The sequence below is a fragment of the Photorhabdus antumapuensis genome (genome assembly GCF_020387775.1).
In the GTDB taxonomy this organism is placed as follows: Bacteria; Pseudomonadota; Gammaproteobacteria; order Enterobacterales; family Enterobacteriaceae; genus Photorhabdus; species Photorhabdus antumapuensis.
On record NZ_JAHZMK010000017.1, the window covers coordinates 35,239 to 58,693 of the forward strand.

Below are 23,455 nucleotides of genomic sequence, written 5' to 3' on the forward strand. Positions count from 1 at the left end.
AGCGATGAAAGCAGCACGCCCCGTGAAGTTAAAAAGGCAAGAAGATAAAGCCAGTTTTGTTAGCTGGCGTTTTGCTTTGTTGTGCGGGGGGATTGCCGTGGCTTTAATTGGCTTATTGCTGAGAGTGACTTATTTGCAAGTCATTAATCCGGATCAACTGGTTAAAGAAGGTGATTTACGTTCCCTGCGCGTGCAATCAATCCCTACAGCCCGCGGTATGATCAGTGACCGTATGGGGCGGCCTTTGGCTGTCAGCGTTCCAGTAAACGCTGTTTGGGCAGATCCGAAAGAGGTGTTTGAAAAAGGAGGGATTACAGATGATACCCGCTGGAAAGCTTTATCTGAGGCCATTAATTTGCCTGTTGAGCAACTTACCGACAAAATTAGTGCTAATCCGAAAGGTCGTTTTGTTTATTTAGCACGTCAGGTTAACCCATCGGTTGGCGATTACATTCATAAATTGAAATTGCCGGGAATTTATCTGCGTCAAGAATCTCGGCGTTATTACCCGTCAGGACAGGTAACTGCACATATTATTGGCGTGACCAACGTTGATGGTCAGGGTATTGAAGGCGTAGAAAAAAGTTTTGATCGTTGGCTGACGGGTCAACCAGGTGAGCGGACTGTACGTAAAGACCGCTTTGGGCGTGTCATCGAAGATATTTCATCTGTTGATAGTCTGGCGGCCCACAATCTGGTTTTGAGCATTGATGAACGTTTGCAGGCGCTGGTTTACCGCGAATTGACCAACGCGGTGGCCTTTAACAAAGCGGAATCCGGTACAGCGGTATTGGTAGATGTTAATACCGGAGAAGTGCTGGCAATGGCAAATAGCCCATCTTATAACCCAAATAATCGTATCAATACGCCAAAAGAAGTGATGCGTAACCGTGCTATCACTGATATTTTCGAGCCAGGTTCCACTGTTAAGCCGATGGTGGTCATGGCTGCACTCAATGAAGGTATCATCAAAGAAAATACTGTTATTAACACAATACCTTATAGGATAAGCGGTAAGGAAATTAAAGATGTATCCCGTTATCCAGAATTATCCATCACCGGTATTTTACAAAAATCGAGTAACGTCGGTGTTTCTAAGCTAGCGTTAGCGATGCCCGCGACAGAATTAGTGGATGTTTATTCACGCTTTGGACTAGGAAAAGCGACCAATCTGGGGTTGGTCGGAGAAAGTAGTGGCTTATATCCAATAAGAAAACAGCGGTGGTCAGATCTTGATAGGGCTACCTTTTCTTATGGTTATGGGCTGATGGTAACGCCGTTACAGCTAGCACGGGTCTATGCAACGATTGGTAGTTTGGGTATTTATCGTCCTCTGTCAATTACTAAAGTTGATCCACCTGTGCCTGGCACAAGAGTATTTCCTGAGCCAATCATGCGAACGGTAGTTCATATGATGGAAAGTGTGGCTTTGCCTGGCGGCGGTGGAGTACGGGCCGCGATAAAAGGTTATCGGATTGCAATCAAAACCGGTACTGCGAAGAAAGTCGGGCCGGATGGCAAATATGTTAATCGATATATCTCTTATGCCGCAGGTATCGCTCCAGCAAGTAACCCAAGATTTGCACTGGTTGTGATCATTAACGATCCACAGACAGGTAAGTATTACGGTGGTGCGGTTTCTGCGCCGATATTTGGTGCCATTATGGGCGGTGTTCTGCGCATCATGAATGTGGAGCCGGATGCTTTGGCGGCAGATGATAAAAATGAATTTGTGATTAATAAGAAAGAGGATACAGGTGGCAGATCGTAATCTACGCGGTTTACTTGCGCCATTGGGTATTGATGCCCCAGAGTGTGCATTACGCGAAATGACATTGGATAGCCGTAAATCGGCTGCCGGAGATCTGTTTGTTGCCGTTAAAGGGCATCAAGCAGATGGTCGACACTACATTCCTCAGGCCATCGCACAAGGGGTTGCGGCGGTTATTGCAGAAGCCCAGGGCGAGGCTGATAACGGAACTATACAGATTATGCATGGTGTTCCGGTTGTTTATGTGAACGATTTGTATAATAAGTTGTCACAGTTAGCTGGTGGGTTTTACTGTCACCCTGGTGATAAATTGCACTTGATTGGTGTAACCGGAACCAATGGTAAAACAACCACTACTCAATTACTTGCTCAGTGGAGTCACGGATTGGGGGAAACCAGTGCCGTGATGGGAACTGTCGGTAATGGTTTACTGGGGCGTGTGACGCCAAGTGAAAATACCACTGGCTCTGCTGTTGATATCCAACTGGATTTGCAACAACTTGTTCGGCAAGGGGCAACTTTTGCAGCAATGGAAGTCTCTTCTCATGGATTGGTTCAGGGGCGTGTAGCTGCGTTGCCGTTTGAGGCGGCAGTGTTTACCAATTTGAGCCGTGATCATCTCGATTATCACGGTGATATGGAACACTACGAAGCAGCTAAATGGCTGCTATTCTCCACTCATAATGTGAAACAACAAATCATTAATGTTGATGATGAGATTGGATTGAAATGGTTATTTCGTTTACCGCAAGCGGTTGCTGTAACAATGGAAAACCGTCTGCCAGAAAACTGGCAGGGGCGTTGGCTGGCGGCGCGTGAAATAAAATATCACGATAAAGGTGTCTCCATTACCTTCGAGTCCAGTTGGGGTGGCGGTACGATTGATAGTGCCCTGATGGGGGCATTTAATGTCAGCAACCTATTATTGGCACTTTCCACCCTATTAGCTCTGGGTTATTCGCTGGAAAAACTGCTTGAAACAGCTTCCTGCCTAGAACCTGTCTGTGGGCGAATGGAAGTATTCACTGCACCGGGCAAACCAGCTGTCGTTGTTGATTATGCTCACACACCTGATGCACTGGAGAAAGCTTTGGTGGCTGCACGTTTGCATTGTCAAGGTAAGCTCTGGTGTGTTTTTGGTTGTGGTGGTGATCGTGATAAAGGTAAACGTCCATTGATGGGAGGCATTGCAGAGCAGTGGGCCGATTATGTGATTGTTACTGATGATAATCCGCGCAATGAAGAACCACAGGCAATTGCTGCTGATATTCTGACGGGTTTTCTTGATCCGGGGAGTGCGATAGCGATTCATGGCCGTGTTGAAGCGGTAACCAGCGCTATTATGCAGGCAAAAGCAGATGATGTTGTATTAATAGCAGGTAAAGGTCATGAAGATTATCAACTGGTAGGCCATCGTCGCCTGGATTACTCAGACCGGTTGACTGTTGCTCGGTTACTGGGGGTAATTGCATGATTTCCCTCACTTTGCAACAACTGGCACAAGTAACGGGCGGCGTATTGAATCAGGTGACTGAACAGCAGGCGGCAGATATTTGTATCAGTGATGTGACTACTGACAGCCGTCAGGTTGGCAATGGCAGTCTGTTTATTGCCTTGAAGGGTGAGCGCTTTGATGCTCATGATTTTTTTGCTGACGCAGTAAACGCGGGTGCCGGTGCTTTGCTTGTCAGCCGCGTATTGGACGTTAATTTTCCACAGGTCGTGGTTAAAGATACTCGTTTAGCAATGGGTAAATTAGCGAGTTGGGTCCGCCAGCAAAGTAATGCTCGTGTTGTTGCGTTGACGGGTTCGTCCGGCAAAACATCGGTAAAAGAGATGACCGCAGCGATTTTGCGCCAATGTGGTAACACGCTCTATACCGCGGGTAACCTGAATAATGATATCGGTGTGCCGCTGACATTATTCAGACTAACAGAACAACATGAGTTTGCTGTGGTTGAACTAGGTGCCAGCCATATTGGTGAAATTGCCTATACCGTAGAAATGACCCAGCCAGAAACAGCATTAGTCAATAACCTGTTTGCTGCGCACTTAGCGGATTTTGGTTCTCTCGCGAGTATTGCAAAAGCTAAAGGCGAGATTTTTACCGGTCTTCCAGAAAGAGGGACGGCCATTATCAATATGGAAAGCAATGATTGGGCTCACTGGCAGCAGGTTATTGGCGATAACACAGTACAGTGTTTTTCCATGCAACAAGCATCAGGTGCTGATTTTTACGCTACAGATATTCAGGTTAAACAACTGACTACGGATTTTTGTTTGCACACGCCTATTGGTAGCACAGAAATCAACTTGCCGTTGCCTGGGAAACACAATGTCGCTAATGCGTTAGCGGCCAGTGCGTTGGCAATTTCTGTTGGTGCAACCCTACGAGATATTCGTCTGGGCTTGTCTGAGTTGAAAGCGGTACCAGGGCGGTTGTTTCCAATCAATCTGGCAGAAGGAAAATTGCTGCTTGATGACACGTATAACGCCAATGTTGGCTCAATGACCGTTGCGGTCGAGGTGTTATCACAGATGCCGGGTTACCGAGTGTTGGTTGTTGGCGATATAGGGGCATTGGGTGAACAGTCAGCAGATTACCATCGTCAGATTGGGGAAACCGCAGCTTTTAACGGTATTGATAGCGTGTTCAGTGTGGGCAAATTAAGTATTCATGTTAGTGAAGCGAGCGGTTGTGGTCAGCATTTTGCGGATAAAGCTGCATTGATCGCAACATTGGTTCCACTATTACAACAACACAACGTCTTTTCAGTGTTAGTTAAAGGTTCGCGCAATACCACAATGGAAGATGTCGTCCACGCATTACAGGAGAGCTTCACATGTTAGTTTGGCTGGCCGAATATTTGGTCAAATATCACTCCGGCTTTAACGTCTTTTCTTACTTGACGTTTAGGGCTATCGTCAGCCTGCTGACTGCTTTGGCTATCGCATTGTGGATGGGGCCGCGTATGATCGCCTTTCTGCAAAAATTACAAATTGGGCAGGTTGTTCGCAACGATGGGCCGGAATCTCACTTTAGCAAACGTGGTACGCCGACGATGGGTGGTTTGCTGATCTTACTTTCAATTACGATTTCTACACTGTTATGGGTACGCTTGAATAACCCCTATGTTTGGTGCGTGCTGATTGTGCTAATTGGTTACGGTATTGTTGGTTTCGTGGATGATTACCGCAAAGTTGTGCGCAAAGATACTAAAGGGTTGATTGCCCGTTGGAAGTATTTCTGGCAGTCCATTCTGGCATTGGGTGTGGCATTCGCTATGTACAGTGTCGGTAAAGATACTCCGGCAACACAATTGGTCGTGCCATTCTTTAAAGATGTGATGCCGCAACTGGGTGCGCTTTATATTCTGTTGACCTACTTTGTGATTGTCGGAACCAGTAATGCAGTGAATTTGACTGACGGATTGGATGGTTTGGCAATTATGCCAACCGTTTTTGTTGCAGCTGGTTTTGCTTTGGTGGCATGGGCGACAGGTAATGTCAATTTTGCTAACTATCTGCATATCCCTTATCTGAACCATGCTGGTGAGCTGGTTATCGTCTGTACTGCGATTGTTGGCGCGGGGTTAGGTTTCTTGTGGTTCAACACTTACCCGGCTCAGGTTTTCATGGGTGATGTGGGCTCTTTGGCATTAGGTGGTGCACTGGGGACGATTGCTGTGTTGCTACGCCAAGAGTTTCTACTGGTGATTATGGGCGGTGTATTTGTGGTGGAAACCCTGTCAGTTATTTTACAGGTGGGTTCTTTTAAACTGCGCGGGCAGCGTATTTTCCGTATGGCACCTATTCACCATCACTATGAATTGAAAGGCTGGCCAGAACCACGTGTTATTGTGCGTTTTTGGATTATTTCTCTGATGCTAGTGCTGATTGGCCTGGCAACATTGAAGGTACGTTAATCATGGCGGATTATTTGGGTAAAAAAGTCGTCATTATCGGGTTGGGGCTGACAGGTCTCTCCTGTGTTGACTTTTTTATGGCACGAGGTGTGATACCTCGTGTGATGGATACTCGTGCGGCACCACTCGGCAAGGATAAACTGCCTGATGGAGTTGAGTGTCACCGTGGAAGCCTGAATGTTGGCTGGTTGATGGATGCTGACTTGATTGTTGTAAGCCCAGGCGTTGCCTTGGCAACGGCGGAATTGCAGGCTGCGGCTAATGCAGGTATTGAAATTGTTGGTGATATCGAGTTGTTTTGCCGTGAAGCAACAGCCCCGATAGTCGCCATTACGGGCTCTAATGGTAAAAGTACCGTTACCAGTCTTGTCGGTGAAATGGCGAAAGCGGCTAATTGGCAGGTGGGTGTTGGCGGTAATATTGGCCTACCTGCATTAGAATTGTTGAAGAAATCTTGTCAGCTTTATGTCTTAGAGCTCTCCAGTTTCCAGTTGGAAACCACATATAGCCTGAATGCAACGGCCGCCGCTGTGCTTAATGTGACTGAGGACCATATGGATCGTTATCCTCAGGGGGTATCTCAGTACCGGGCGGCTAAACTGAGGATTTATCGTCAGGCGAAAAGATGCATTGTGAATGCTCAAGATCTCCTGACACTGCCTGAAACGGGCATGGATAGCCGCTGTGTCAGCTTTGGTGTCGATTGTGGTGACTACCAGCTTGATAGTGAAAATGCCTTTTTGAAAGTTCACAACCAATCACTATTGGCGACAAATGAAATTAAGCTGACGGGACGACATAACTACGTCAATGGGTTGGTTGCATTGGCCTTAGCTGATGTGGTTGGCATTCCTCGTGAGGCCAGTTTGGCGACATTGACGGTTTATCCGGGGCTTGACCATCGTTTCCAGCTTGTTCGTCTAAACAACGGGGTGCGTTGGATTAACGATTCTAAGGCGACCAATGTTGGCAGTACGGTGGCGGCGCTTAATGGTCTGAACCTGGAGGGCACGCTTTATTTGCTGTTAGGTGGTGATGGCAAGTCGGCAGACTTTTCTCCGCTTAAACCTTTACTGAGTGGGAATAAAGTTCGGCTTTATTGCTTTGGCCGGGATGGAAAACAACTGGCGCAACTGCGCCCGGAAATAGCGACATTGACTGAAACTATGGAACAGGCGATACGTGATATCGCACCGCGGCTGGTGGCTGGTGACATGGTGCTGTTATCTCCTGCTTGTGCAAGCCTTGATCAGTTCCGTAATTTTGAACAGCGTGGTCATGAGTTTGCCCGTTTGGCAGAGGAGTTGGGCTGATGTCTATTCCGGGATTCAGTAGATTAAAAGACTGGGTTATTGGTGGCCGTGAAACTGATGCCACCAATATGGTGTTGTATGATCGCACACTGGTTTGGCTGACACTCGGATTGGGAATTATCGGCTTTGTTATGGTGACATCAGCATCGATGCCGGTTGGGCAGCGTCTTGCAGAAGATCCATTTCTGTTTGCGAAGCGTGATGCGATTTATCTCTTGCTGGCTTTCGGGGTGTCATTGATCACATTGCGTATCTCGATGGATTTCTGGCAACGCTATAGCAATCTGATGCTGCTTATTTCCGTTATTTTGTTGCTGGTTGTCTTGGCGGTAGGAAGCTCAGTAAATGGTGCATCGCGTTGGATTGCCATTGGGCCTTTGAGAATTCAACCTGCTGAGTTATCGAAACTTTCTTTATTTTGCTATCTCGCCAGTTATTTGGTGCGCAAAGTAGAAGAAGTGCGGAATAACTTTTGGGGATTCTGTAAGCCAATGGGCGTGATGGTCGTGTTAGCGGTGTTACTTCTGGCTCAACCTGACTTGGGAACAGTAGTTGTACTGTTTGTAACAACGTTGGCAATGCTATTTCTGGCCGGGGCAAAGTTATGGCAGTTTCTAGCAATTATTGGTTCAGGGGTATTCGCGGTGGTTTTGTTAATCATTGCTGAACCTTACCGTATACGCCGTGTAACGTCCTTTCTGGATCCTTGGGAAGATCCATACGGCAAAGGTTATCAATTAACGCAATCTTTGATGGCTTTTGGTCGTGGGGAATTTTTAGGGCAAGGACTAGGAAATTCAGTCCAGAAACTGGAATACCTGCCGGAAGCACATACTGACTTTATTTTCTCTGTTTTGGCAGAAGAATTAGGTTACGTAGGTGTGGTTTTTGTGTTGTTAATGATATTCTTCGTCGCTTTTCGCGCAATGACGATAGGTCGTCGCGCATTGCAGATGGATCAGCGTTTTTCTGGTTTTCTGGCTTGTTCGGTGGGTATCTGGTTCAGTTTCCAGACTCTGGTTAACGTTGGGGCCGCCGCAGGTATGTTACCAACTAAAGGTTTGACTTTACCTTTGATTAGTTACGGTGGTTCAAGTTTGCTGATTATGTCGACAGCTATCGTATTGCTATTAAGAATTGATTTTGAAACACGCTTGGCAAAAGCCCAAGCGTTTGTAAGGAGTCCCCGATGAGTGGCAAAACCCGGCGTTTGATGGTGATGGCAGGTGGGACTGGAGGACATGTCTTCCCTGGACTGGCTGTGGCTCATCATTTAAAAGACCAGGGCTGGGACGTTCTCTGGCTGGGAACAGCGGATCGTATGGAAGCTGATTTAGTGCCAAAACATGGCATTGATATTGAATTTATTCAGATTTCTGGTCTGAGAGGTAAAGGGATCAAAGCACTGTTAGCTGCCCCGGCCCGAATATTCAAAGCAATTCGTCAGGCAAAGGCGATTATGCGTCGCTATCAGCCAGATGTCGTGCTTGGCATGGGGGGATATGTTTCTGGTCCCGGCGGCATTGCTGCGTGGATGTGCGGTATTCCGGTTGTGCTGCATGAACAGAATGGTATTGCCGGGCTGACAAACCGGTGGCTGGCTAAAATTGCTACAACTGTTTTACAAGCATTTCCCGGTGCATTTCCAAAAGCGCCCGTTGTTGGCAACCCTGTCCGCGAAGATGTGTTGGCACTACCCATACCTAAACAACGTTTGACAGGGCGTGAAGGTCCGATTCGGGTTTTGGTTGTTGGTGGCAGTCAGGGGGCGAGAATTCTTAACCAGACAATGCCGGAAGTGGCAGCCCGTATGGGTGATAAAATTACGGTTTGGCATCAGACAGGTAAAGGGGCTAAAGAAAGTGTCCGGAATGCCTATAACAATTCAGTTAAATGCGAACATAAGATTACTGAATTTATTGATGATATGGCGCAAGCTTATGCTTGGGCTGATGTGGTGATTTGCCGTTCTGGCGCGTTGACGGTTAGTGAAGTGTCAGCGGCGGGATTACCTGGGATTTTTGTGCCATTTCAGCATAAAGATCGTCAGCAATACTGGAATGCGTTACCTCTAGAAAAAGTTGGCGCAGCAAAAATACTGGAGCAACCACAGTTTACGGTTGATGCAGTCATCGAATTATTAACTCAGTGGCAACGGCCACAATTGCTGGAAATGGCGGAAAAAGCCCGTTCAGCAGCAATTGTTGATGCAACTGAGCGAGTATCGGCGGCATTAATCGATGCGGCAAAAAAATGATTTAGACCGCCTTAAAAGGGGCGGTGAAGCAAACATATATAGTGAAGAAGAAAACGTGAATACACAACAATTGGCGAAATTAAGAGCTTTCGTGCCTGAGATGAGAAAAGTCAGGCACATCCACTTTGTTGGCATTGGTGGTGCTGGCATGGGGGGGATCGCCGAAGTGTTGGCTAATGAAGGTTATCAGATTAGTGGATCTGATTTGGCGCCAAACCCGGTAACTCGGCAACTGACTAAGTTGGGCGCTCAGATTTATTTTAATCATCGTCCCGAAAATATACTGGATGCCAGCGTTGTTGTGGCTTCAACCGCAATCTTGGCGGATAACCCGGAAATTGTTGCTGCTCGTGAGGCCCGAATTCCGGTTATTCGCAGAGCAGAGATGTTGGCAGAACTGATGCGCTACCGTCATGGTATTGCTATTGCCGGGACTCACGGTAAAACGACAACAACAGCGATGATTTCTAGCATCTATGCACAGGCGGGTTTAGATCCCACTTTTGTTAATGGTGGTTTAGTTAAAGCAGCAGGAACACATGCTCGTCTTGGCAGTAGCCGTTATTTAATTGCAGAAGCTGACGAAAGTGATGCTTCTTTCTTGCATTTGCAGCCAATGGTGGCGGTCATTACGAATATCGAAGCAGACCATATGGATACCTATCATGGTGACTTCGAAAACCTGAAACAGACATTTATCAACTTCTTGCACAATTTACCTTTCTACGGGCGTGCAGTCATGTGCATTGATGATCCGGTTGTCAAAGAGTTAATTCCTCGTGTTGGGCGCTATATCACGACGTATGGTTTTAGTGAAGAGGCAGATGTCCGTATTACCCATTATCAGCAAAAGGGTGCTCAGGGATATTTTACTGTCAGTCGTCAAGATATGGCGGATCTGAAAGTCGTATTGAATGCACCAGGTCGCCATAATGCGCTGAATGCTGCTGCGGCAGTGGCTGTTGCGACTGAGGAGGGAATTTCTGGCAGTGATATTTTGGCAGCGCTGGCAGGGTTTCAGGGAACCGGACGCCGTTTTGATTTTCTGGGGAATTTTTCTCTGGAGCATGTTAACGGCAAAGATGGTAGTGCAATGTTGGTTGATGATTATGGTCATCATCCAACGGAAGTGGATGCAACCATTAAAGCCGCCCGTGCTGGCTGGCCGGATAAACGTATTGTGATGATATTTCAGCCCCATCGTTATACCCGAACCCGTGATTTGTATGATGATTTTGCCAATGTATTGAATCAGGTAGATGTATTGCTGATGTTGGATGTTTACTCTGCGGGTGAAGCGGTTATTCCGGGGGCGGATAGTCGTTCGTTGTGCCGTACTATCCGTAGCCGCGGTAAGTTAGATCCGATTTTGGTTTCTGATCCGGCAAAGGTGACCGCTGCATTGGCACAAGTGCTGGATAGTAATGATTTAATTCTGGTTCAAGGGGCCGGCAATATAGGCAAAATAGCGCGTAATCTGGCTGAAACAAAATTACAGCCATCTTTGAATGAGGAAAAACATAATGGCTGAGAAAGTCGCGGTATTGTTGGGGGGAACTTCCGCTGAACGTGAAGTTTCGCTGTTATCGGGACAAGCCGTGTTGGCTGGATTGAGAGAAGCAGGTATTGATGCACATCCAGTTGACACAAAAGATTTTCCTGTGACCCAATTGAAAGAGGCCGGATTTGAGAAAGTCTTTATCGCGCTTCATGGGCGTGGTGGGGAAGACGGTACTTTGCAAGGGGTATTAGAATTTTTGCAGTTACCTTATACCGGTAGTGGCGTGATGGCCTCTGCATTGTCAATGGACAAATTGCGTACAAAACAGTTATGGCAGGGGATTGGATTGACTGTTTCGCCATATGTTTCAATTAATTCTCAACAATTTGAACGATTGACGGATTCACAACTCCAAGAATATGTAGCAGATTTAGGTCTGCCATTAATTGTTAAGCCAAGCTTGGAAGGCTCCAGTGTTGGTATGACTAAGGTTAATGAGATTTCGGAGTTGCGTGGCGCACTAGAGGCAGCGTTTCGTTATGACGTTGATTTGCTGGTAGAAAAATGGCTATACGGCCCGGAATACACAGTTGCCATCCTTGGTGATACGGCTTTACCTTCTATTCGTATTCAACCCGCTGCTGTTTTTTATGACTATGATGCAAAATATTGGTCTGAAGAAACACAATATTTTTGTCCAAGTGGCTTAAGTGATGAAAAAGAGCAGCAATTGACAGAACTGGCGCTGAAAGCTTATCAGTCAGTTGGATGCAGTGGTTGGGGGCGAGTCGATGTCATGATGGATACTGATGGTGATTTCTATCTGTTGGAAGTGAATACCTCTCCGGGGATGACCAGCCACAGCTTAGTGCCGATGGCTGCGCGTCAGGCTGGATTAAGTTTTTCACAATTGGTGGTAAAGATTCTGGAGTTGGCTGATTGATATGTCTCAAGCGGCCCTGAAAGTAAGGGGACGGGATAATGAAAATAACAGTTCCCGTCCTAGTAACGGCTCTTACCTGGCAGGGCTTATCTTCTTCCTGATGGTGCTTGGGACCATTATTTGGGGAGGTTGGGCCGTCCTTAATTGGATGAAAGATGCTAACAGATTGCCCATTTCAAAATTGGTGGTAACGGGGGAGCGTCACTACACTACCAACGATGATATCCGGCAGGCAATTTTGTCATTAGGGCAACCGGGAACTTTCATGACGCAGGATGTGAATATCATTCAGCAACAAATTGAACGGATGCCGTGGATAAGGCAAGTCACTGTTCGTAAACAGTGGCCTGATGAACTGAGAATTCATCTGGTAGAATATGTCCCTTATGTACGCTGGAATGACACACAAATGCTGGACGCCGAAGGTCAGGTATTTAGCACCCCGGTTGAATGGGAAGCTAAAGGGTATTTCCCGATGCTTTATGGCCCACAAGGTAGTGAAAAAGAAGTACTTGATGGTTACCGAGCTATGGCTAAACTTCTCGCTGCTAATAAACTGAAATTAAAAGCGGTGGCAATGACTGCGCGTCGTTCTTGGCAACTGACGCTGGATAATGGTATCCAACTAAAGTTGGGAAGAATGGATACAACAGGCCGTATTAAACGTTTTATCGAGCTTTATCCGCTGTTACAGCAGAACACAGAGAAAAGGGCAGATTATGTGGATTTGCGTTATGACAGTGGTGCCGCGGTAGGTTGGGCATCTTTACCCATTGGTGATCCTAATGCTCCGGTCAAAGGGCAATAAACAATTACTGGCAATAATTATATGAGGTAGGCAGAACAACAATGATCAAATCGACGGACAGAAAATTAGTAGTTGGCCTAGAGATTGGCACAGCAAAGGTATCTGCCCTTGTTGGTGAAATTCTGCCCGATGGTATGGTTAATATTATCGGGGTGGGAAGCTGTCCATCCCGCGGTATGGATAAAGGCGGTGTAAACGACTTGGAATCGGTTGTTAAATGTGTCCAGCGGGCTATCGATCAGGCTGAATTGATGGCAGATTGTCAAATTTCCTCTGTTTATCTGGCGTTATCTGGAAAACATATCAGTTGTCAGAATGAAATTGGGATGGTTCCTATTTCCGAAGAGGAAGTTACTCAGGAAGATGTAGACAATGTTGTTCATACTGCCAAATCAGTTCGTGTACGTGATGAATACCGAATACTGCATGTTATTCCGCAAGAATATGCTATCGATTATCAGGAAGGCATTAAAAATCCGGTGGGGCTTTCCGGTGTGCGTATGCAGGCGAAAGTTCACTTGATTACTTGTCATAATGATATGGCGAAAAATATTGCAAAAGCCGTTGAACGCTGTGGTTTGAAAGTCGACCAGCTTATCTTTTCCGGGTTGGCTGCCAGCTATGCTGTTTTGACCGAAGACGAGCGTGAATTGGGCGTTTGCGTGGTGGATATTGGCGGCGGGACGATGGATATTGCGGTGTATACCGGCGGAGCGCTGCGTCATACCAAAGTTATCCCTTATGCCGGTAACGTTGTCACCAGTGATATTGCTTATGCCTTTGGTACGCCACCAAGTGATGCAGAAACGATAAAAGTACGCCACGGTTGTGCACTAGGTTCGTTGGTCAGCAAAGATGAAAGTGTGGAGGTGCCTAGTGTCGGTGGACGTCCACCACGTAGCTTACAGCGTCAGACGTTGGCTGAGGTCATTGAGCCGCGTTACATCGAATTACTGAATTTAGTGAATGATGAAATCCTGCGATTGCAGGAACAGTTACGCCAGCAGGGGGTTAAACACCATCTGGCGGCGGGTATTGTCTTGACTGGTGGTGGTGCTCAGATTGATGGTTTGGCTGAATGTGCTCAGCGTGTGTTCCATGCTCAGGTGCGTATCGGCCAACCTCTTAATATTACTGGTCTGACGGACTATGCACAGCAACCCTATTATTCAACAGCCGTAGGGTTACTGCATTACGGAAAAGCCTCTCATCTTAATGGTGATGCGGATATTGAAAAACATGCTTCAGTGAGTCGCTGGTTTAAGAAAGTCAGTAGCTGGCTGAAAAAAGAGTTTTAATTTTATACAGAGACGACATCTTTTTAGTCTCGATATAAAGGTACAAAGCGGAGAGAAACTATATGTTTGAACCAATAGAATTAACCAATGACGCGGTGATTAAGGTCATCGGCGTCGGCGGTGGCGGCGGTAATGCTGTTGAGCACATGGTGCGTGAACGCATCGAAGGTGTTGAATTCTTTGCAGTAAACACGGATGCTCAGGCATTGCGTAAAACTGCTGTCGGCCAGACTATCCAGATTGGTAATGGTATTACTAAAGGTTTGGGGGCGGGTGCAAACCCGGAAGTTGGTCGTACTGCTGCTCAAGAAGATCGGGAGGCATTGCGTACCGCGCTTGATGGTGCGGATATGGTATTTATCGCTGCCGGTATGGGCGGTGGTACCGGTACTGGCGCAGCGCCCGTGGTAGCTGAAATTGCAAAAGAGCTCGGGATTCTGACAGTTGCTGTGGTGACTAAGCCTTTCAATTTCGAAGGTAAGAAACGCATGGCATTTGCCGAACAAGGGATCACTGAATTGTCTAAGCATGTAGATTCGTTGATTACTATCCCTAACGACAAACTGTTGAAAGTGCTTGGTCGCGGCATTTCACTACTGGACGCTTTCGGCGCAGCTAATGACGTTTTGAAAGGTGCGGTTCAGGGTATCGCTGAACTGATCACGCGTCCAGGTCTGATGAATGTTGACTTTGCTGACGTGCGTACCGTGATGTCCGAAATGGGCTACGCTATGATGGGCTCCGGTATTGCGCAGGGTGAAGATCGTGCGGAAGAAGCTGCTGAGATGGCGATTTCCAGTCCACTGCTGGAAGATATCGATTTGTCAGGTGCTCGTGGTGTTCTGGTTAACATTACTGCTGGCTTTGATCTGCGTTTGGATGAGTTCGAAACAGTGGGTAACACGATCCGTGCATTTGCATCTGATAATGCAACCGTCGTGATCGGTACCTCTCTGGACCCAGACATGAACGATGAGTTGCGTGTGACTGTGGTTGCCACGGGTATTGGTATGGATAAACGTCCTGAAATTACGTTGGTTACCAATAAGTCTTCTCAGTCAAGTGTAATGGAACACCGTCATCAGCAAATATCTGGTGGTATGTCCTCATTGTCTGAAGAAAATAAACCAGCAGCAAAAGTGGTGAATGACCAAAGCGTACAAACTAGCAAGGAGCCCGATTATTTGGATATTCCTGCATTTTTGCGTAAACAGGCCGATTAATAGCTAAAAAATTGGATTCTCCGCTTTTTGTGCTAAACTTGCCCGCCAACCATAGTGTATAGTGGTTGGCAGGATGGATAACATTGCGAGATAAAACGATGATCAAACAAAGGACACTTAAACGTATTGTTCAGGCGACTGGCGTCGGTTTACACACCGGTAAAAAAGTCACGCTAACAATGCGCCCAGCACCGGCTAATACCGGGGTCATCTATCGCCGCACTGACTTGAATCCACCGGTTGATTTTCCGGCAGATGCAAAATCCGTGCGTGATACTATGCTCTGTACTTGCCTGGTAAATGAGCATGACGTGCGAATCTCAACGGTTGAGCACCTGAATGCAGCGCTTGCGGGGTTAGGTATTGATAATATTATTATCGAAGTTGATGCGCCAGAAATTCCTATTATGGATGGTAGTGCCAGCCCGTTTGTTTTTCTGCTGTTGGATGCGGGTATTGAAGAGCTGAACACATCTAAAAAATTCCTGCGTATTAAAGAAGCTGTGCGTGTGGTGGAGGGTGATAAGTGGGCAGAGATGACACCTTATAATGGTTTCAGTCTGGATTTCACTATTGATTTCAATCACCCTGCGATTGATTCAAGCTCTCAACGTTACTGTCTGGATTTCTCGGCAGAAGCGTTTGTTCGTCAAATCAGTCGTGCACGTACATTTGGCTTTATGCGTGATATTGAATACTTACAATCTAAAGGGTTGTGTTTAGGCGGCAGCTTTGATTGTGCGATTGTTGTTGATGACTATCGCGTACTTAATGAAGATGGCTTGCGTTTTGAAGACGAATTTGTCCGTCATAAAATGCTAGATGCAATCGGTGATTTGTTTATGTGTGGCTATAATATCATTGGCGCATTTACTGCGTTCAAATCTGGTCACGCGCTGAACAATAAATTGCTGCAAGCAGTTCTGGTTCAAGAAAGTGCATGGGAACTGATCACTTTTGAAGATGAAGCTGAAATGCCGCTGGCTTTTCGTGCTCCATCGACTGTAATGGCATAACGTTTTAGTGTGCCAGAGAATAACTCAATGATGCATCTCAGTGGGTTATGCTATCAGTGATTTGGTTCTCGCTGATATTCTTTACTCAGCGTTAGCATTTCTTCTTAGCTGTGCTGGCACTCTCTCCGGCCAGTGCAGCTAATCGTTCTAATCTTTCCTTCAGCTTCTTAGGACTACGATTCGCTAATATAATTAGTTCCTTGGCACTTTCCTGACTTAACTGACGTATCGGTAAGGTTTTGTGATTGTCACTCGTTGTTTTTGCGAAGCTCTGCGCACTATTGTTATGCTTAATCATTAGTGATGGATTAATCCTGATGTCGATGGAAGACAATGATGGTAGAATTTCGCTTCTTAACGCAGAGAGTAACGTTGGCAGCTCGTAACGTAATCTGGTCATCCAACTGGCGTTTCCTGCTTCCAGTACCAGAATTTGTTTGCGATAATTGGCGACCCGGCACCACGGATGTAACTGTGCGGGAAGTAGGCTGGTAACGGCACGGTTAAGTTTTAACAAAGCGACGGCACGTTGCTGGATAACATGTAGCGGGTTTTTCTCAACGGCAGCGGCGTCTTCAAAAAGAACATCTAATGATTGTGGGCGGCTATCGCGCATAATAAAAATAGCTCCGATATGATGAAGGATTAATGGGTATTCTAAATCTTTGGCGACAATTTGGCAGACGTTATTTCTGGTCACATCTGTTATTAGGGGTGGTTGCGGCAAGTATTGGCGTTCCTACCGTTTTTGCTGATGTTACGGATAATATTCCACAAGCTAATACGTCATCCAGCCAGAGTTGGCAAAATCAGGCTTTATCGGTTTTTGATAACCTGTTTTCATTGCAAAATGTTCAACGTCAGCCTGCCAATGGTGTTAATTACTGGCAACAACATGCTGTGCGCAATGTTATCCGGCAGCTTTCTTTTGCTTTTTCTGTTTCCCAGACTACGAGTAATGAAGCAGCAAAACAAAGTACCCGGTTAAGCTCTTCCAATATTCAGCAGCTTGTGTTGGAAACACTGAATGCATTGTTAATTAGAGAGCCTGAGCCACCTGAGCCGGTTTCAGATATACAGTTTCTGACTGTTGCACCACAATCTTCTCATTCCCAAGTGTTTTGGATTGCCAAAGCTCAAGGTATTCGTGCAGGCCCTGCCGCTTACCTCTGAATCTTCTTTTTTTACAAATTCCGAAATAAATAACTATTTGTTGGCTGCGAGATAACGGCCTTATCTGAGATGTAATTAACTATGCTGATTAAATTATTAACCAAGGTTTTTGGTAGTCGTAATGATCGTACACTGCGTCGCATGCGTAAAGTTGTTGATGTCATCAACCGCATGGAACCCGAATTTGAAAAATTGTCTGATGAAGAATTGAAGGGTAAAACAGTCGAATTCCGTGCTCGTTTGGAAAAAGGTGAATCGCTGGAGAATTTGTTGCCTGAAGCATTTGCAACAGTACGTGAAGCGAGTAAGCGTGTGTTTGCTATGCGTCATTTTGACGTTCAGTTACTGGGTGGTATGGTTCTGAATGAGCGTTGTATTGCTGAGATGCGTACCGGTGAAGGTAAAACGCTCACAGCGACTTTGCCTGCTTATTTGAATGCGCTAACTGGGCGCGGTGTTCACGTAGTCACAGTGAATGATTATCTGGCACAGCGTGACGCTGAAAATAACCGTCCATTGTTTGAATTTCTGGGGTTGAGTGTGGGCATCAACCTGCCAGGTATGCCTGCACCCGCTAAACGCGAAGCATATGCGGCGGATATTACCTACGGCACTAACAACGAATATGGCTTTGACTATCTTCGTGACAACATGGCATTTAGCCCGGAAGAGCGTGTTCAGCGTAAACTGCATTATGCGCTGGTGGATGAGGTTGACTCCATTCTGATTGACGAAGCGCGGACGCCATTGATTATTTCTGGCCCCGCTGAAGATAGCTCTGAACTTTATATCAAAGTCAATAAGTTGATCCCTAAATTGATTCGTCAGGAAAAAGAGGATTCAGAGACTTTCCAGGGAGAAGGCCACTTTTCTGTTGATGAAAAGTCCCGCCAGGTTAACTTGACGGAACGTGGTTTGGTTTTGATTGAACAATTACTGGCGGAAACCAAATTGATGGAAGAAGGTGAATCCTTATATTCACCAACCAATATCATGTTAATGCACCATGTTACTGCTGCCCTGCGTGCCCATGCGCTGTTTACCCGTGATGTTGACTATATCGTGAAAGAGGGTGAAGTCATTATTGTTGACGAACATACTGGCCGTACTATGCAGGGGCGTCGCTGGTCTGATGGGTTGCATCAGGCTGTCGAAGCTAAAGAAGGTGTAGAAATTCAGAATGAAAACCAAACTCTGGCTTCGATTACTTTCCAAAACTACTTCCGGTTGTATGAAAAACTGGCCGGTATGACCGGTACGGCTGATACAGAAGCATTTGAGTTCAGCTCCATTTATAAACTCGATACCATTGTGGTGCCGACAAATCGCCCCATGATACGCAGTGATTTGCCGGATCTGGTTTATATGACCGAAGCTGAAAAAATTGAAGCTATCATTGAAGATATCCGCGAACGTACCAGTAAGGGACAGCCAGTATTGGTGGGAACGATTTCTATTGAAAAATCTGAACTGGTTTCCCGTGAGCTGACTAAAGCAAGTATTGAGCACAGCGTGCTTAACGCTAAATTCCATGCAATGGAAGCGGATATCATTGCTCAGGCGGGTCAGGCGAGTGCGGTAACTATTGCGACTAACATGGCTGGTCGTGGTACAGATATTGTGCTGGGTGGTAGCTGGCAGGCTGAAATTGCTAAATTGCCGGAACCAACAGACGCTCAGATTGAAGAGATTAAAACTGCATGGCAGGAGCGCCATGATATCGTTCTGGCGGCTGGTGGTTTGCACATCATTGGTACCGAGCGTCATGAGTCCCGTCGTATCGATAATCAGTTACGTGGGCGTTCTGGTCGTCAGGGGGATGCCGGCTCATCTCGTTTCTATTTGTCAATGGAAGATTCACTGATGCGTATTTTTGCCTCTGATCGTGTCACAGGCATGATGCGTAAACTGGGTATGAAACCGGGTGAGGCGATTGAACATCCCTGGGTAACCAAAGCCATTGCCAATGCTCAACGTAAAGTAGAGAGCCGTAACTTCGATATACGTAAGCAATTGCTGGAATACGATGATGTTGCTAACGATCAGCGCCGTGCTATTTATGCTCAGCGTAACGACTTGCTGGATGTCAGTGATGTTAGTGAAACTATTAGCAGTATTCGTGAAGATGTATTTAAAGCAACTATTGATGCTTATATTCCGCCTCAATCTTTGGAAGAGATGTGGGATGTAGAAGGCTTGCAGCAGCGTTTAATGGCTGATTTTGATTTGGAGCTACCGATCAAAGAGTGGTTGGATAAAGAGCCTGAACTACATGAAGAGACGTTGCGTGAGCGTATCCTTGAACAGGCTGTTGAAGTCTATAAACGTAAAGAAGAGATTGTTGGCATTGAAATGATGCGTAGTTTCGAAAAAGGTATCATGTTGCAGACTCTGGATATGTTGTGGAAAGAGCATTTGGCAGCAATGGATTACCTGCGTCAGGGTATCCATTTACGTGGTTATGCTCAGAAAGATCCGAAACAGGAATATAAACGTGAATCTTTTGCTATGTTTGCAACCATGCTGGAATCGCTGAAATATGAAGTGATTAGTACATTGAGCAAAGTTCAAGTGAGATTGCCGGAAGAAGTAGAGGCATTGGAACAACAGCGCCGGGCAGAAGCTGAACGTTTGGCAAGGCAGCAGCAATTAAGCCATGAGGTTGAAAAGGGCGCATTGATGTCTACAACAGAAGCTCAGATTGCCAGTGGAGCTCGTAAAGTAGGCCGTAATGATCCTTGTCCTTGTGGATCGGATAAAAAATATAAACATTGCCACGGGCGCTTGCAGTAACGATGAAAAGGCGGGAAACCGCCTTTTTACTGTTAGTTTTAAGTGAGCAACGTTGGATATAGCATTTGGTTGTTGAGCAATCAAAAAGAATAGATGAAGAAGTAAGAGTAATATGGAAAAGAAACACCTGCATATAGCCGCTGGGATTATCAGAAATACGCAACATGAAATTTTTATTACTCAGCGTCATGCTGATGCCCATATGGGGGGGTTCTGGGAATTCCCTGGCGGGAAAGTTGAGAAAGAAGAAACGCCTGAACAGGCTTTAATACGTGAGTTACAGGAAGAAATTGGTATTACAGTTACTCATTATGAGCTGGTAAAAACGGTTGAACATGATTTTCCTGACAGGTTGATTACCCTGTATTTCTTCTTGGTGGATGAATGGGAAAATGAACCTTTCGGTAAAGAAGGGCAACTTTCTCGGTGGGTATTACAGAAAGATTTAAGTGCTGATGAATTCCCTCCTGCTAATCACAGCATTGTTGCATTACTTACTGCTTGAATTGTCAATAGCCGCATTATTAATAACGCGGCTATTTATTATTGCTCAGGTTGTCCACTCCAATCATCACTATCGGAGTTTTCACTTTGGCTTGGTATCCGTTTCTCTTCATTTGCCCATTGGCCTAAATCAATTAATTGACAGCGTTTACTGCAAAATGGGCGATATGGGCTTATTTCTCCCCAAACCACAGTCTTACCACATGTTGGACATTCAATCGTGAGTAATTCAGACATAATAATTTTCCTGATAATTAGTTCGTAATATTAGCAGCATGCCAATTCAAATGGTAAATGAGCAGGCACGGAGCCTTTTTCACTATCCAATGGTAAAAAACGGATAGCAAAGCGGGTCTTATGACCGGAAATTTGAGGAAACAATAAAGGTGTTAATGGCAAACGTAATCTCAGTAAGTCTGCGCCTTCTGCTGTATTCTGATGGAAACCGTTTTTACTGATTTCTGAACGAAAAATAGCAGATTGGCGGATGAGTTCTAAAATACTTTCCAGGGCTTGTTGGAGAGGTAGCAAACTATCAATCCAGAATGCGACCATTTTATCTCTTTCTGATTGTGGTAAGTGAAGCCATAGATGTAGGGTGGGTAGATCAAAACCACAACAACCACTGGGAATACTAAGACGCTGGCGTACCAGGCTGATAATTTTATCTTCTTTAAGGGATTGCCCCAGTCGTGGTGCTTTACTTAATGCAATAGTTCGCTCTTTCAATTTTAATCTGAAACTATTGACGATATTAATATCAACATCGGGTATTTTAGCCCATTGTTTTAATTTTGCCTGTTGACGTTCTAGTTCTTTTAGCAATTCTGAACGTACTTCCCCTCGTTCTAGCACCTCAAGTAGCTCAGTAACTGTGCGGAAGAAGGCGAGGCTGCTTGCCAGTGAGTCTAAATGGCGTTGACTAGTGAGTTGTTGCAGAGAAGATTCAATTCTCAACCATGCTCGCATTTTTTCATTCAGTGGGTGTTCAAAAATGATTGTAGAAGTTGTGTCACTCATCATGATTATCCTGTCTGGCTGATCCAGCTAATCTTAAATATTGTTGATGTAGTTCGGCAACACGAGGAGCAATTGCCTGTACGTTATCATGATTTGAGATAATGTCATCGGCATAAGCTAGCTTCTCGCTACGGGATGCCTGTGCAGTCAAAATATTTTCAACCTGTTGGTAGCTAATACCATCACGAGTGGCTACCCTGCTGATTTGTAATTCAGGTGAAACGTCAACGACTAGAATCCGATCTGCCAGATGTCCCAAATTATTTTCGACTAATAATGGAATAACCCAAATAATATAAGGTGCAGTTATCTGTTTCAATTGCCGTTGGGTTTCTTGATGTATTAGAGGGTGAAGAAGTTGATTAACCCACTGTTTTTCTTGTTTGTTTGTGAATATTTTCTGGCGTAACAGTGCTCGGTTAAGGCTGCCATCGGGTATCAATATGTCATGACCAAAGTGTTCTATGATGGCTTGTAGAGCAGGCGTTCCAGGAGCAACGACTTCTCTGGCAATAATATCTGCATCAACAAGAGGAACACCAAGCGCTGTAAAAGCATTAGCGATAGTGGTTTTACCGCTGCCAATCCCACCTGTGAGTGCAATAATATAAGTCATCCTATCCCTTAATATTACTTGAGAATATTTCGGGATTGTAACCGAAAGGAGGCAGATGACCTAGAGACAAAGCTATGGAATCATTTTTACTTTAGGTGAGTATCGTACCTAGCTGAAAAATGGGTAAATACATTGCGAGCAATAGCATACCGACAATTATCGCTATTATGACTATAAGTATTGGTTCTAATAACTGGGCCATATTATCAGAAATCTCCAATGCTTGTTGTTGGTACCAATTAGCGAGATTTCCTAATAACAGTTCCAGATTGCCAGATTCTTCACCAACACTGACAAACTGTTGACACAGAGCAGGAAAACAAGATTGTTGTTTCAGTGTTTCGCTCATTGGCACCCCTTGATTAATTTGAGCTCGTAAGAATTTAGTTGCTTGCAGAAATACCGGATGATTTATTGATGCAATAGCACTGTCTAACCCGGCGGTGAGTGTCAGGCCGGCTTTTTGTGTCATAAACAGAATATGGAAAAGTTGCCCTAATTGCTGACAACTAATTAATTTTGCAATAACGGGTAAACGTAACATTAGATTTTTTTCACGAATAATCCATATTGTATGGCGCTGACGTAATTGTAGATAAAATAGAAACAGTATAATTAACCCAATAACACTATAGCTACCATATTGAATCAGCCAATTGGAAGTGATTAATAAACTGCGGGTGAGCAGAGGAAGTTGTGCGTCAAATGAATGATAAATATGTTCAAATTCAGGTAAAACAAAAATAAGCATCAATAAAATAATGATGCTGGCAACAACGATAACAATCAGAGGATAACGCAGTGCTTTTGCTATTTTCTTCTGTAATTTATCTTGTTGTTCCTGTTGTTTAACCAATAATTGACAACAGACTTCTAATTGTCCGGTTAATTCACCAACAGCAATAAGTTGACAAAATAAAGGTGGGAATAGAAATGGATAATTTTTTAATGAGGAGGAAAATGATTCTCCACGGGTGATTTTCTTGCTAATATCTAATAATACACAGTGCCATAATGGATGACTACATTCTCGAATAAGAATGTTGAGGCAATTTAGTAATGGCATTCCTGATGATAATAGTGTTGCCAATTGACGAATGAAATTCATACGGTAGGCAATTTGTTGTTGGTGATAAAATATCAATTTTTCACATTTTATATTATAAGGTTGCAATCCAGAATGAATAAGCTGCTGATATAGAACTTTCCGGTTATCACATAGTGATTTCCCTTTTGATATTTCGCCTTTGTTGTTCACTGCTTGCCAATTATAAAGATAATGAATTTTCATTA

Annotated in this window: 21 protein-coding genes; 16 read left to right on the forward strand and 5 right to left on the reverse strand. The window is 45.1% G+C overall.

Going from position 1 to position 23,455, the window contains the following annotated elements; genetic code table 11:
- Positions 1-4: 4 nt before the first annotated feature.
- The 13 genes from KZ793_RS07535 (at position 5) to lpxC (ending at position 16,056) form a co-directional block, all read left to right on the forward strand.
- Positions 5-1,771: a peptidoglycan glycosyltransferase FtsI gene (locus KZ793_RS07535; protein WP_225814797.1), complete on the forward strand. Its 1,767-nt coding sequence runs from the start codon at positions 5-7 to the stop codon at positions 1,769-1,771.
- Positions 1,758-3,245 (forward strand): UDP-N-acetylmuramoyl-L-alanyl-D-glutamate--2,6-diaminopimelate ligase, encoded by a 1,488-nt coding sequence (gene murE, locus KZ793_RS07540; RefSeq protein WP_225814798.1) that lies wholly within the window; start codon positions 1,758-1,760, stop codon positions 3,243-3,245. Before KZ793_RS07535 ends, murE begins: the two co-directional genes overlap by 14 nt.
- A complete protein-coding gene (murF, locus tag KZ793_RS07545; protein ID WP_225814799.1) occupies positions 3,242-4,621 on the forward strand; it encodes a UDP-N-acetylmuramoyl-tripeptide--D-alanyl-D-alanine ligase in 1,380 nt (459 codons plus the stop codon). The genes murE and murF overlap by 4 nt, the downstream gene beginning before the upstream one ends.
- Positions 4,615-5,697 (forward strand): phospho-N-acetylmuramoyl-pentapeptide-transferase, encoded by a 1,083-nt coding sequence (gene mraY / locus KZ793_RS07550; protein ID WP_225814800.1) that lies wholly within the window; start codon positions 4,615-4,617, stop codon positions 5,695-5,697. Before murF ends, mraY begins: the two co-directional genes overlap by 7 nt.
- Positions 5,698-5,699: 2 nt before the next feature.
- Positions 5,700-7,010, forward strand: a complete 1,311-nt coding sequence (gene murD / locus KZ793_RS07555) for a UDP-N-acetylmuramoyl-L-alanine--D-glutamate ligase (RefSeq protein WP_225814835.1) — start codon at positions 5,700-5,702, stop codon at positions 7,008-7,010.
- Positions 7,010-8,203: a cell division protein FtsW gene (ftsW, locus tag KZ793_RS07560; RefSeq protein WP_225814801.1), complete on the forward strand. Its 1,194-nt coding sequence runs from the start codon at positions 7,010-7,012 to the stop codon at positions 8,201-8,203. The genes murD and ftsW overlap by 1 nt, the downstream gene beginning before the upstream one ends.
- Entirely contained in the window at positions 8,200-9,267 is a 1,068-nt protein-coding gene (gene murG / locus KZ793_RS07565) for an undecaprenyldiphospho-muramoylpentapeptide beta-N-acetylglucosaminyltransferase (RefSeq protein ID WP_225814802.1), read from the forward strand. The genes ftsW and murG overlap by 4 nt, the downstream gene beginning before the upstream one ends.
- A 55-nt stretch (positions 9,268-9,322) precedes the next feature.
- Positions 9,323-10,798 carry a UDP-N-acetylmuramate--L-alanine ligase gene (gene murC, locus KZ793_RS07570; RefSeq protein ID WP_225814803.1) on the forward strand — a complete coding sequence of 492 codons (1,476 nt, stop codon included), beginning with the start codon at positions 9,323-9,325 and terminating at the stop codon, positions 10,796-10,798.
- Positions 10,791-11,711, forward strand: a complete 921-nt coding sequence (locus tag KZ793_RS07575) for a D-alanine--D-alanine ligase (protein ID WP_225814804.1) — start codon at positions 10,791-10,793, stop codon at positions 11,709-11,711. Before murC ends, KZ793_RS07575 begins: the two co-directional genes overlap by 8 nt.
- 1 nt (position 11,712) lies before the next feature.
- Positions 11,713-12,519 carry a cell division protein FtsQ gene (gene ftsQ / locus KZ793_RS07580; protein ID WP_225814805.1) on the forward strand — a complete coding sequence of 269 codons (807 nt, stop codon included), beginning with the start codon at positions 11,713-11,715 and terminating at the stop codon, positions 12,517-12,519.
- Between the two features lie 41 nt (positions 12,520-12,560).
- Positions 12,561-13,817, forward strand: a complete 1,257-nt coding sequence (ftsA, locus tag KZ793_RS07585; RefSeq protein ID WP_118984956.1) for a cell division protein FtsA — start codon at positions 12,561-12,563, stop codon at positions 13,815-13,817.
- 62 nt (positions 13,818-13,879) lie between these two features.
- Positions 13,880-15,040, forward strand: coding sequence for a cell division protein FtsZ (gene ftsZ / locus KZ793_RS07590; protein WP_118984955.1), 1,161 nt, complete (start codon positions 13,880-13,882; stop codon positions 15,038-15,040).
- Positions 15,041-15,138: 98 nt separating this feature from the next.
- A complete protein-coding gene (lpxC, locus tag KZ793_RS07595) occupies positions 15,139-16,056 on the forward strand; it encodes a UDP-3-O-acyl-N-acetylglucosamine deacetylase (protein ID WP_118984954.1) in 918 nt (305 codons plus the stop codon).
- A 91-nt stretch (positions 16,057-16,147) separates the two neighbouring features.
- Here the strand turns inward: lpxC and KZ793_RS07600 are convergent, their stop codons facing one another.
- Entirely contained in the window at positions 16,148-16,672 is a 525-nt protein-coding gene (locus tag KZ793_RS07600; protein ID WP_118984953.1) for a DUF721 domain-containing protein, read from the reverse strand.
- A gap of 32 nt (positions 16,673-16,704) precedes the next feature.
- Between KZ793_RS07600 and secM the strand changes: the two genes are divergently transcribed.
- From secM to mutT, 3 genes are all read left to right on the forward strand, one after another.
- Complete coding sequence (gene secM, locus KZ793_RS07605) at positions 16,705-17,229, forward strand: secA translation cis-regulator SecM (RefSeq protein ID WP_225814806.1); 525 nt, start codon at positions 16,705-16,707, stop codon at positions 17,227-17,229.
- 81 nt (positions 17,230-17,310) lie between these two features.
- On the forward strand, positions 17,311-20,022 hold the full coding sequence (gene secA, locus KZ793_RS07610; RefSeq protein WP_225814807.1) for a preprotein translocase subunit SecA: 2,712 nt from the start codon (positions 17,311-17,313) through the stop codon (positions 20,020-20,022).
- Positions 20,023-20,134: 112 nt separating this feature from the next.
- Positions 20,135-20,527 (forward strand): 8-oxo-dGTP diphosphatase MutT, encoded by a 393-nt coding sequence (gene mutT, locus KZ793_RS07615; RefSeq protein ID WP_225814808.1) that lies wholly within the window; start codon positions 20,135-20,137, stop codon positions 20,525-20,527.
- 38 nt (positions 20,528-20,565) lie between these two features.
- On the opposite strand, the gene yacG is transcribed toward mutT, so the two are convergent.
- From yacG to hofC, 4 genes are all read right to left on the reverse strand, one after another.
- Positions 20,566-20,763: a DNA gyrase inhibitor YacG gene (gene yacG / locus KZ793_RS07620; protein ID WP_011147806.1), complete on the reverse strand. Its 198-nt coding sequence runs from the start codon at positions 20,761-20,763 to the stop codon at positions 20,566-20,568.
- 30 nt (positions 20,764-20,793) lie between these two features.
- Entirely contained in the window at positions 20,794-21,546 is a 753-nt protein-coding gene (gene zapD / locus KZ793_RS07625; protein ID WP_225814809.1) for a cell division protein ZapD, read from the reverse strand.
- On the reverse strand, positions 21,539-22,162 hold the full coding sequence (coaE, locus tag KZ793_RS07630; RefSeq protein WP_225814810.1) for a dephospho-CoA kinase: 624 nt from the start codon (positions 22,160-22,162) through the stop codon (positions 21,539-21,541). Before coaE ends, zapD begins: the two co-directional genes overlap by 8 nt.
- Before the next feature lie 91 nt (positions 22,163-22,253).
- Positions 22,254-23,453 (reverse strand): protein transport protein HofC, encoded by a 1,200-nt coding sequence (gene hofC, locus KZ793_RS07635; RefSeq protein ID WP_225814811.1) that lies wholly within the window; start codon positions 23,451-23,453, stop codon positions 22,254-22,256.
- Between the last annotated feature and the right edge of the window lie 2 nt (positions 23,454-23,455).